This window comes from Belnapia sp. AC561 (genome assembly GCF_979252845.1).
Window position 1 is genome coordinate 1 of the sequence record NZ_CEEDBP010000073.1, and the last position, 8,893, is coordinate 8,893.

The 8,893-nt window shown below is 68.5% G+C and carries 10 protein-coding genes; 5 read left to right on the top strand and 5 right to left on the bottom strand.

Annotation, left to right across the window (positions count from 1 at the left end):
* A partial coding sequence (locus AC0IW9_RS29425) for a hypothetical protein (protein WP_471651866.1) occupies positions 1–289 on the top strand: 289 nt, incomplete at its 5' end.
* Between the two features lie 108 nt (positions 290–397).
* On the opposite strand, the gene AC0IW9_RS29430 is transcribed toward AC0IW9_RS29425, so the two are convergent.
* Positions 398–985, bottom strand: coding sequence for a TetR/AcrR family transcriptional regulator (locus AC0IW9_RS29430; protein WP_471651867.1), 588 nt, complete (start codon positions 983–985; stop codon positions 398–400).
* 93 nt (positions 986–1,078) lie between these two features.
* On the opposite strand from AC0IW9_RS29430, the gene AC0IW9_RS29435 reads away from it, so the two are divergent.
* From AC0IW9_RS29435 to AC0IW9_RS29450, 4 genes are all read left to right on the top strand, one after another.
* Positions 1,079–1,561, top strand: a complete 483-nt coding sequence (locus AC0IW9_RS29435; RefSeq protein WP_471651868.1) for a (2Fe-2S)-binding protein — start codon at positions 1,079–1,081, stop codon at positions 1,559–1,561.
* On the top strand, positions 1,558–2,607 hold the full coding sequence (locus tag AC0IW9_RS29440) for an FAD binding domain-containing protein (protein WP_471651869.1): 1,050 nt from the start codon (positions 1,558–1,560) through the stop codon (positions 2,605–2,607). Before AC0IW9_RS29435 ends, AC0IW9_RS29440 begins: the two co-directional genes overlap by 4 nt.
* Positions 2,600–4,858: a xanthine dehydrogenase family protein molybdopterin-binding subunit gene (locus tag AC0IW9_RS29445; RefSeq protein ID WP_471651870.1), complete on the top strand. Its 2,259-nt coding sequence runs from the start codon at positions 2,600–2,602 to the stop codon at positions 4,856–4,858. The genes AC0IW9_RS29440 and AC0IW9_RS29445 overlap by 8 nt, the downstream gene beginning before the upstream one ends.
* Before the next feature lie 557 nt (positions 4,859–5,415).
* Positions 5,416–5,829: a transposase gene (locus AC0IW9_RS29450; protein ID WP_471651871.1), complete on the top strand. Its 414-nt coding sequence runs from the start codon at positions 5,416–5,418 to the stop codon at positions 5,827–5,829.
* A gap of 82 nt (positions 5,830–5,911) precedes the next feature.
* On the opposite strand, the gene AC0IW9_RS29455 is transcribed toward AC0IW9_RS29450, so the two are convergent.
* The 4 genes from AC0IW9_RS29455 to AC0IW9_RS29470 all read right to left on the bottom strand — a co-directional run bounded on the left by AC0IW9_RS29455 (position 5,912) and on the right by AC0IW9_RS29470 (position 8,831).
* Positions 5,912–6,628 (bottom strand): lysophospholipid acyltransferase family protein, encoded by a 717-nt coding sequence (locus tag AC0IW9_RS29455; protein ID WP_471651872.1) that lies wholly within the window; start codon positions 6,626–6,628, stop codon positions 5,912–5,914.
* Positions 6,625–7,608, bottom strand: a complete 984-nt coding sequence (locus AC0IW9_RS29460) for a phosphatidate cytidylyltransferase (protein WP_471651873.1) — start codon at positions 7,606–7,608, stop codon at positions 6,625–6,627. Before AC0IW9_RS29460 ends, AC0IW9_RS29455 begins: the two co-directional genes overlap by 4 nt.
* A gap of 296 nt (positions 7,609–7,904) precedes the next feature.
* A complete protein-coding gene (locus tag AC0IW9_RS29465) occupies positions 7,905–8,498 on the bottom strand; it encodes a hypothetical protein (RefSeq protein WP_471651874.1) in 594 nt (197 codons plus the stop codon).
* A 177-nt stretch (positions 8,499–8,675) separates the two neighbouring features.
* Complete coding sequence (locus AC0IW9_RS29470) at positions 8,676–8,831, bottom strand: hypothetical protein (protein WP_471651875.1); 156 nt, start codon at positions 8,829–8,831, stop codon at positions 8,676–8,678.
* Between the last annotated feature and the right edge of the window lie 62 nt (positions 8,832–8,893).

Consider the following 8,893-nt stretch of genomic DNA (forward strand, 5'->3'; position numbering starts at 1 on the left):
TTCCTGCGCTGGGCCTCCGTCCGCCGCATGCTCCGAAAGCTATGTCAGAAAACTAAATGATCCCGGATGGACTCTCATCGACCTGGTTGCGGCCGAAGACAAAGCTGGCTATGCCAGTGGCAATGAACAGCAGCGGCCCGATCGAGAACAAGGTGAAGTACGTAATACCAGTATCCGCGTCAAAGCATCGTCTGTTAAAGAGACTTCTCCGATATCTTTCAGCAGTGTCCAAATCCGACCCATGCCAAAAGTCCATGATAAAAATTATTTTGTAACGGATTTTTGGTAAGTCAGTTTCCTTGGATCTGTAACGCGACAGGGCTGCAGAAACCTCGCACGCGATGAGGTGTCCACACGGGCAAGGCCTAAATAGACGAACGCCGTGTGGCCTAGCTGCTCATGGGGTTAGGCGACTGCATAGACCATCCACGAAGATGTCCAGCAGCCGCAGCACGTTCTCCTTCCACCCCGCGGCATCCGAGCCGTAGCAGAGCGCGACCAGCATCCGCAGCAGATCGCCCGGCCCAACATCGTCCCGCACCGCCCCGGCGGCGACGGCCCGGCCGATCAGGCTACCCACCGCCGCGGTCAGCCGCTCCGCCGTATAGGTCGAGAGCGCCGTGGTGCCGGAGGCCGCGATCGCCAGCGCCGCGGCCATGCCCTTCTTGGTGGCGACGAACTCGACATTGGCGCGCAGCCAGCGCCGCAGCGCCGCGACCGGGTCGGGGCAGCCGAGGAGCTGATCGGCCAACTCCACCAGTTGTTCGACCTCGCGGCGATAGACCGCCTCGAACAGCGCATGGCGGGTCGGGAAATGCCGGTAGAGGGTGCCGATGCCGACCCCGGCCTGGCGCGCCACTTCCTCCAGGCTCGCCTGCGGCCCGCCGGCCCCAAGCACCGTCTTCGCCGCTTCCAGCACCCGCTCGCGGTTGCGCGCGGCATCCGCGCGCGGCCGCCTGCGCTGTGCTGCCGGTTGGTCTGCCAATTCCTCCATCCCTTGAAAACGGAGGAAGCCTCCGCATAATACCGTGGTGCTTCCGGTCTGCGCCGGATGCGTGCCCTCTCATCGGAGCCTCCCATGACCCTGTCAATTTCACTCACCGTCAACGGCACCGCCCATGCCGTGACGCTGGAGGATCCACGGGTCACCCTGCTCGACCTGCTGCGGGAGCGCCTGCACCTGACCGGCACCAAGAAGGGCTGCGACCGCGGCCAGTGCGGTGCCTGCACGGTCCTGCTGGACGGCCGCCGCACCAATGCCTGCCTGGTCCTGGCCGTGGCGCAGGATGGCGCCGCCGTCACCACCATCGAGGGCCTCGCCCAGGGCGATGCGCTGCACCCGGTGCAGCAGGCCTTCATCGACCACGACGGCTTCCAATGCGGCTTCTGCACCCCGGGCCAGATCATGAGCGCGGTCGGGCTGATCGCCGAGGGCCAGGCGGGCGACGACCCCGAGCGGGTGCGGGAGGGCATGAGCGGCAACCTCTGCCGCTGCGGCGCCTATGCCGGCATCACCGAGGCGGTGCTGGAGGCCCAGGCCCGCATGGGAGAGGCGGCATGAACAGCTTCGAATACCTCCGCCCCGCCAGCGTCGCCGAGGCCATCGCCGCCGCCGCCGTGCCAGGCGCCGCCTACCACGCGGCGGGCACCAACCTGCTCGACCTGATGAAGGGCGGGGTGATGCGCCCGCAGCGGCTGGTGGATGTCAGCCGCCTGCCAGGGCTTGGCCAGATCGAGCATGCAGCCGATGGCGGGGTGCGGATTGGCGCTCTGGTGCGCAATGCCGACCTCGCGCATGACGTCGGCTTCGCCCGCCGCTTTCCCGCCGTCGCCGAGGCGCTGCTCTCCGGCGCCTCCGCCCAGCTCCGTAACGCCGCGACCGTCGGCGGCAACCTGCTGCAGCGGACCCGCTGCACCTATTTCCAGGATCTCGCCAGCGCCTGCAACAAGCGCGACCCCGGCACCGGCTGCGACGCCCGGGAAGGCGAAAACCGTCTGCACGCCATCCTCGGCTGGAGCGAGGCCTGCATCGCCACGCATCCCTCCGACTTCTGTGTCCCCCTCGCGGCGCTCGGCGCCATCGTCGAGATCATTGGCCCCGATGGCCCGCGCGACGTGCCGCTGCTCGACTTCCACCGTTTGCCCGGCGATGCGCCGGAACGTGAATCGGCCCTGGCCCCTGGCGATCTCGTCGTCGCGGTGCGACTGCCGGCCGAGGCCGCCGGCTTCGCCGCCCATGCCCGCTACCTGAAGGTGCGGGAGCGGACCTCCTATGCGTTCGCCGTGGTCTCGGCGGTAGCCGCACTGCGGCTGGATGGCGGCCGCATCGCCGAGGCGCGGATCGCCCTCGGCGGCGTCGCGCTGAAGCCCTGGCGTGCCGAAGCGGCCGAGGCCGTGCTGGCCGGTGCGGCGCCCGAGGAGGCCGCCTTCCGCCAGGCCGCCGCGCTGGCCCTGGCCGATGCCCGGCCCTCCGGCGACAATGCCTTCAAGATCGAGCTGACGCGGCGGATCGTGATGCGCGCCCTACTGCTCGCCGCCGCCGGCACGCCGGACCGCATTCCCGCCCTGCCCGCATCCCCCTTCGCCGGAGGCCAGGCCCATGTCTGACACCGCCCTCTCCGCTAGCCCGGTCCATCTGCGCCAGGGCTCCAGCATTGGCCAGCCGCTGACCCGGCGCGACGGCCCCCTGAAGGTCACCGGCCAGGCGACCTATGCCGCCGACAACCACCCCCCGGGCATGCTGTTTGCCGTGCTGGCCGTCAGCAGCATCGCCCGCGGCCGGGTCCTGGGGCTGGATGTCGCGGCGGCCAAGTCCCACCCCGGCGTGGTGGAGGTGATGACCGCCGCCAATCGCCCGCCGCTGGCGGGTGATCCGGACGGCAAGGACTCGCCATTCATGTTCCGAATGGACGTGCTGCAGAACGACCGCATCCGCTATCCGCAGCAGCCGATCGCCGTGGTGATCGCCGAGACGCTGGAAGCCGCGACCGAAGGCGCCGCCCTGCTGAGCCCGCGCACCGCGGCCGAGCCACCCCGCGTCGGCCTCGACGGTGCCACCGCCTTCACCCCGGAGACGGTGGGCGTCGGCAGCCCCGCCGCCATGGCGCATGGCGACGTCGAGCAAGGCCTCGCCGCCGCCAGCCATCGGATGGAGGCGACCTACGACACGCCGGCGCAATACCACAACGCGATGGAGCCGCATGGCATCGTCGCCGCCTGGGACGGGGATCGCCTGTCGATCGACACGCCGAGCCAGGGCATGGCCATGGCCCAGGCGCGCATCGCCGGCCTCTTCGGCATCCGGGCCGAGGATATCCATATCCGCAGCCCCTTCCTCGGCGGTGGCTTCGGCTCAAAGGGCCTGCTCAACGGGCCGCAGGTGCTGGGCATCCTCGCCGCCCGGCTGGTCGGCCGGCCGGTGAAGCTGGTGCTGCGGCGGGAGCAGATGTTCGGCCCGGTCGGCCACCGCGCGCCGACCCGGCAGACCATCCGCATGGGCACGGATGCGGCAGGCGGCTTCACCGCCATTGCCAACCACACCCGCACCGCCACCAGCAGCTTCGACGATTTCATAGAGGCGGCCGGCGACGTCGCCCATACGCTCTATGCGACGCCGGCTCTGGCGACGCGCCACGACGCGGTGCGGCTCGATACCGGCACGCCGATGTTCATGCGGGCGCCCGGCGAGGCGAGCGGCTCCATCGCGCTGGAAAGCGCGGTGGACGAGATGGCGATCGCCTGCGGTATGGACCCGCTGGCCTTCCGCCTGAAGAACTACGCCGAGGTCGAGCCGGCCTCGGGCAAGCCCTTCTCCTCCAAGGCGCTGCGCGACTGCTACGCCCAGGGCGCGGCGCGCTTCGGCTGGGCCGGGCGGCCGCTGCAGCCGCGGCAGATGCGCGACGAGGCCGGGCTGCTGGTCGGCTGGGGCATGGGCACCGCGACCTTCCCGGCGATGATGATGGCCGGCCATGCCCGGGTGACATTGCGTGCGGACGGCACCGGGCTGGTCGAGACCGGCGCGCATGACATGGGCCAGGGCGCCTGGACCGCGCTGGCTCAGGTCGCCGCCGATGGGCTGGGCCTGGGGCTGGAGCAGCTCGAATTCCGCTCCGGCAGCTCGGACCTGCCGGATGCCGGCATCGCCGGCGGCTCGGCACATATGGCGACCGTCTCCGCCGCCATCGACGGCGCCGGGGCAGCGGCCATCACCAGGCTGGCGACACTGGCCATGGGTGATGCGCGCTCGCCGCTCTATGGCGCCGGCAACGTCGGCGTCGTCGCCCGGCAGGGACGGCTGCATCGCCGCGACGACGAAGCGCGGAGCGAGGGCTTCGCTGAGATCCTGCGCCGCGCGGGCCTCGCCGAGCTCAGTGCCGACGGCAGCGGCGCGGCCGATCCCGCGGCGCAGGAGGCCTATGCCATGCATGCGCATGGCGCGGTCTTCGTTGAGGTGAAGGTCGACCCGGATTTCGGTCAGATCCGCGCGACCCGCCTGGTCGGTGCCTTCGCCGCTGGGCGGGTGATCAACCCGCGCATGGTGCGCAGCCAGTACTACGGCGGGATGATCTGGGGCGTCTCTTTCGCCCTGCATGAGCAGGCGGTGACGGACCGGCGGACTGGGCGGATCATGAATGCCAACCTGGCCGAGTATCTTGTGCCGGTAAATGCCGACGTGCCCTCGCTGGAGGCGATCCTGGTTGAGGAGCACGACCCGCACGTCAATGCGCTGGGCATCAAGGGCGTGGGCGAGATCGCCATCACCGGCACGGCGGCGGCGGTGGCCAATGCGGTGTGGCACGCCACCGGCGTCAGGGTGCGGCGCTTTCCCGTGGCAATGGAGGCTCTCATCGAGGCGTAAGGATCAAAGCGGCCATGCCCTAAATCCTGACTGAACAATTTAAGCCGGCTCGCGCGCGAGCGGAACGGACTCGAACCCCCCTCGCTTGGTGACGCGCCGGCAGCTGGCCACAGGCTTGGTAACATCTCGCTCTACTGCACGGTGAATTTTCAGGGAATGAATATTTTTAAATAAAAACGAAACATTGTGGTGGTGGTGATACGTGGTTTGCGCAGCGCGTCACTGTCCTACCTTACTGACTGTATGGAAGAGCGGATGGCGGTTCAGCGCGTGGCTTTGCTTTAGCTTTATGGGCCAAGGCAGCCATGCGGGCCCCCCGTCAGCATCGATATCCAACAGACCTTTCTGACGATGCGTGGGCGGCGCTGGAGCCTCTGCTCCCGCCACCGCCGTCCAGGGGATGACCATTTAAATGGCCGCATTAACTGCTGGTTGAGGCAGTTTTCTATCTGTCCGCTCGGGATACGCCTCGCGCATACTACCTTCTTCCTTACCGCCCCGGCCGACGATATTTACTCATTATCGAAGCTGGCGGACCGACGGCACGCTACGTCGGCATGCACGAACGGCTTCGCGCGCTCGCACGCGAAGCAGCGGGACGCTCCCCTGAGCCATCAGCTGCGGTCATCGACAGCCAGACGGTGCGGGCCACAGGTGTTGGTGGCCCAGCACGTGGCCATGACGCCGCAAAGCGCACCGCAGGCCGCAAACGGCACATTCTTGTCGATGCTGCCGGTTTCGTCCTTCTTCCCCATGTCCATGCCGCCAACCTGCACGACCGGCTCGGCGTCCAGGCCCTCATCGGTCAAGCCAATCCCGGCGAGTTTCCACGCTTGGAACTGCCCTGGGCCGACGGCGCCTACGCCGGAACCTTCGCGCGCTGGTTCGAAGCCGAGCGGGGGTGGTGTATCGTGCTGAGCACGACGGCGCAGAACCCTTCCAGCGGCATTGCCAACTTGTTTGCTCAATAGCTGCACGGGGGCGCATTGCGTGACTGCCGCCGCACCGCCGGGCGCAGCAGCGCCTGGAAGCGGGGCTTCAGGGTATAGAGGCTCATGCCGCCTCGGGTCCCAGCGCACGCACCGCGGCTTCGCAGCGCGCGGCGATCTCGCTCCAGCCGGCGCGGTCCTGGGTTGTCTCGGCGAAGTGGAGCGGCGCGCCGATGCGCAGCCGCAGCTTGCCCGGCCGCGGGAAGCGCCGACCGGCGGGCCAGGCGGCGAAGGCGCCTTCGAGGTGGCAGGGCACGACCGGCACCGCGGTGCCGGCGACGAAGGCGCCGAGGCCGGGCTGGAAGGCGGCCATCCGGCCGTCGCGGCTGCGGGTCCCCTCGGGGAAGAGGATATAGACCAGCCCGTCCTCGACCAGCCGGCTGCGCATCGCCTCGAGATCCTTCAGGCGCGTGCGCTTGCGCCAGACCGGGAAGGCATTCAGCGCATAGGCGGCAAAGAGTGACGTGGCGCCGGAGGTGAAGAAGGTATCGCCGGCGGCCAGCGCATGCGCCCGCCGCGCTGCCGTGCCCCGCAGCGCCGCCCCCAGCGAGAGCGCGTCGAGATGGCTGCAGTGGTTGGCGACGATGACGAAGGGCGGTGGCGGCAGGTTCTCCCGCCCCAGCACCTCGAAGCGGTGGAGCAAGGCAAGATCAGCCCGCACCAGGGCGCGCCAGGCCCCCTGCAGCAGGATGCTGCCAAGCCCGGCCTCGCGCCCGTGGCTGCGCAGGCGGTCCTGCGCCGGCAGACCATGGTCCCGCGCCGGCTTGAGCTCCCAGCTCATGGGCCGCCGGTGATGAGGCGGGTCGGCTGGCCCTCGCCGATGCCGATGACGTAGTGGAGCAGGTGGAAGGTCGCCGGCGCCACCAGCAGCAGGCTGTTGAAGCGGTCCAGCACGCCGCCATGGCCGGGGATGATCGTCCCCATGTCCTTGATCGCCAGGTCGCGCTTGATCGAGGACAGCATGAGGTCGCCGAACTGCCCGGCGATGCTCACCAGGGCGCCGAGGAGCAGCAGCAGGACCAGGCTGTCCATCGGCGTGCCGGTGAAGATCCGGCTGCCGATGAGGGCGACCAGCGCGGTGGTGCACAGCAGGGCGCCGAGGGCGCCGGCGATGGTCTTGTTCGGGCTCGTCGCCGGCAGCAGCTTGCGCCGGCCGAACAGCTTGCCAGTGGTGAAGGCGGCGACGTCGTTCAGGCCGACCGCGAGGACGAGCAGCAGCAGCAGCGGCCGGGCCAGCGGGTCGTTCGCCATGAAGCCGAGATGCGCCAGGCCGGCGCCGAAGAGCATGTAGGCGAAGATCGCCAGCGCCGTGCGCTGGATATAGCCGGCTGGCCGGTCCTGCGGGATCGTCGCCACGGCGATGACCCCGACCGTGAGCGGCCAGAGTGCGACGAAGAAATGGTACCAATGGTCCAGCGCCGCAAAATTGGCGGCCAGGACCCCGATCGCCACCACCGCCGTCAGCAGGTGTTCGCGGAACAGCCCGGTGGCGCGGTCATACTCCCGCAGGCAGGCGAGCCCCAGCAGCGTCACCGCGGCGATGGTCCATTCGCGACCGAGCAGGATCGGCACGATGATCAGCGGCAGCAGCACCGCCCAGGAGCCCAGCCGCAGCCAAAGCTCCCGCCGCAGGGGCGGGCCGATCCGGCCGGTCAAGGAGAGGGTTCCGATGGCGACCGCCGCGAGCGTGAGCACCGCGACGGTTGCCAGGACGAGTCCGGAGGTGACCGGATGCGCGAAGGTCTGGGCCCATCCGCTCATCGGCGCGACATGTCCGCCACTGGCGAAGGTCCCTTTTCGATTTGAGGCGCCATTATGCGGATCTTGTACCGTAAGAATCTAGGGCCGGGCTATTCGGAGGTGCGGGCTGAGGTTGGCGGTAACTACAGCGCGATGATGTCGAGCGCACTGCCGGCGCCGAGCGTGGGCAGCGCTGCATACGCCAGTAGGGAAGCTGGCGCCGCCTCTCGCCGCCCGTGAGGGGGCAACCGCTTATTGCCCCCTTATAGCCAGCGGGCGAAGGCGTCACAGCAACGCCCTGCCCCACTTCGCAGGCCTCAGCGGCCCGGCGTCGCGCCCGGCGAGCCAGCGGGCATCTGCATAGCAGTGTAACCCGAAGGGATGCTCATCTGAGCGGAAGCAATAGGGCCGTAGGTGACCTGAGTAGCCTCCATCGTCACGGAAGCTCCATTCGGCGCCGTGGTGACGGTCCGTAGCAACACGCCGTCGTCGGTGAAACAGGAGGTCCCCTGACCCCCGCCTGCGGTCATGTCCCACTCGGTGCAGGCAGTGCCAGCAACCGTGGCGCTACCCTTGCGGCTGAAGGTCGCACCAGCAGGCACTCCCTGCGTCACGGCAGCCACCGTCGCCGGCGGCATCGCCATGGTCATGCGCTGTGCGTCCATGACCATCACGGCGGAGTTTGCTTTGCGGTCGATCAGCATCCAGCCCACGCCGCCAGGCGGGTCAACGCGTTGCTTGCCAGTGGTCGGGGAAAAGGCCATCCGCGTTTCCTGCGGTGGTACGCCCGCCATGCCGGTCATGCGATAGGTGACTGTGACGTCACGGGTTGGCGTCATGTTGGTGGGCTGGGCAAGCGCGGGTAGCGCAGCAACTGCTAGGACGGCGGCAGGCATAAGAATGCGGATCACGTGGTCACTCCAGTTCAGACGGTGAGATTGTGACCCACGGCCGCGCCAGTGCACAGGCCGACGCCGCGCACGTACTGGAGAGAGCAAAAACACACATCACTGCGCTCATGCCCTCTCCACCAGACCGTGTTGCGTCGATTTAGCGTTGGGCGCGTCGGTTTCGAAGGGTCCCGAAGTTCAGGCAATGCGCACGTATTCCGGGCGACCCAGGTCCAACATGCGGTTCAATGCTTCGGCGGCGATGGCCACCTCGGTCGTCTGGCGCCCGTCCGTTTGCGAGCGCAGTCCGTCACCAATGACGGTAAGCGTCAGCCAATCCTTCCGGTTACCCACATTTTGGCTGCATCAGGTTGGCTCCGAGCATCATGTCCATGAGGCGTGACCAGCCTCGCCAC

Bases quoted from the DNA above. Each gene is read 5' to 3' on its own strand.
- AC0IW9_RS29460 (WP_471651873.1), bottom strand. From the start codon at position 7,608: ATGAGCGGATGGGCCCAGACCTTCGCGCATCCGGTCACCTCCGGACTC.
- AC0IW9_RS29445 (WP_471651870.1), top strand. From the start codon at position 2,600: ATGTCTGACACCGCCCTCTCCGCTAGCCCGGTCCATCTGCGCCAGGGC.
- AC0IW9_RS29455 (WP_471651872.1), bottom strand. From the start codon at position 6,628: ATGAGCTGGGAGCTCAAGCCGGCGCGGGACCATGGTCTGCCGGCGCAG.
- AC0IW9_RS29435 (WP_471651868.1), top strand. From the start codon at position 1,079: ATGACCCTGTCAATTTCACTCACCGTCAACGGCACCGCCCATGCCGTG.
- AC0IW9_RS29450 (WP_471651871.1), top strand. From the start codon at position 5,416: ATGCACGAACGGCTTCGCGCGCTCGCACGCGAAGCAGCGGGACGCTCC.
- AC0IW9_RS29440 (WP_471651869.1), top strand. From the start codon at position 1,558: ATGAACAGCTTCGAATACCTCCGCCCCGCCAGCGTCGCCGAGGCCATC.